We start from the raw sequence: 1,326 nt of genomic DNA, 5'->3' as shown, positions 1-1,326 counted from the left end.
GGTGCGTTCGACGGCCTTCTTCCATCCGGCGTAGCCGGTTTGGCGTTGTTGGTGGTTCCAGGTGGGTTCCCAGCGTTTGTCCTGGTTCCAGTTCTGGCGGAGTTCGTCGGTGGTGTTCCAGAAGCCGACGGCGAGGCCGGCGGCGTAGGCGGCGCCCAGGGCGGTTGTCTCGGCGACGACGGGGCGTGAGACGGGGACGCCGAGGATGTCGGCCTGCATCTGCATGCACAGTTCGTTGGCGGTGACGCCGCCGTCGACTTTGAGGACGTCCAGGGAGACGCCGGAGTCCTCGCGCATGGCCTCGACGACGTCGCGTGACTGGTAGCAGATCGATTCCAGGGTGGCGCGGGCGAGGTGGGCGTTGGTGTTGAAGCGGGACAGGCCGACGATCGCGCCGCGGGCGTCCGAGCGCCAGTAGGGGGCGAACAGGCCGGAGAAGGCGGGGACGAAGTAGACGCCGCCGTTGTCGTCGACCTGCCGGGCCAGGGACTCGCTCTGCGCGGCGCCGGAGATGATGCCGAGCTGGTCGCGCAGCCACTGCACCGCCGACCCGGTCACCGCGATCGATCCCTCCAGCGCGTACACCGCCGGGTGGTCGCCGAACTTGTAGCAGACGGTCGTCAGCATCCCGGCCTTGGACCGGACGAGTTCCTCGCCGGTGTTGAGCAGCAGGAAGTTGCCGGTGCCGTAGGTGTTCTTGGCCTCGCCGGCCGCGAAGCACACCTGCCCGACGGTGGCGGCCTGCTGGTCGCCGAGGATCCCGGTCAGCGGGACCTCGCCGCCGAGCGGGCCATCGGCCCGGGTCCTGCCGTGGGCGCCGGGCGCCGAGGACGGCATGATCTGCGGGAGCATCGGGCGGGGGATGCCGAAGAACGACAGGAGCTGGTCGTCCCAGTCCAGGGTCTCCAGGTCCATCAGCATGGTGCGGCTGGCGTTGGTGGGGTCGGTGACGTGCACGCCGCCGTCGGTCCCGCCGGTCAGGTTCCACAGCACCCACGAGTCGATGTTGCCGAAGACCGCGTCGCCGTTCTCGGCGGCCTCGCGGACGCCGTCGACGTTCTCCAGGATCCACTGGATCTTGCCGCCGGAGAAGTACGTCGCCGGCGGCAGCCCGGCCCGGTGCCGGATCGTCTCCCCCCGCCCGTCGCGTTCCAGCGCGGAGGCGATGCGGTCGGTGCGGGTGTCCTGCCACACGATCGCGTTGTAGTACGGGCGGCCGGTCCGCCGGTTCCACACCACGGTCGTCTCACGCTGGTTGGTGACACCCAACGCGGCCAGATCCGAATGCCCCAGGTTCGCCTTGTTCAGCGTGCTCTGCACCACCGC

The 1,326-nt window shown here is 69.8% G+C and carries 1 protein-coding gene; it reads right to left on the bottom strand.

The window, feature by feature from the left end; genetic code table 11:
* A partial coding sequence (gene glpK / locus ACA511_RS40570) for a glycerol kinase GlpK (RefSeq protein ID WP_375030081.1) occupies positions 1-1,326 on the bottom strand: 1,326 nt, incomplete at both ends.

This window comes from Actinomadura sp. GTD37 (assembly GCF_041951365.1).
Lineage (GTDB): Bacteria > Actinomycetota > Actinomycetes > Streptosporangiales > Streptosporangiaceae > Spirillospora.
This window is presented reverse-complemented; position numbering and strand designations above follow the sequence as displayed.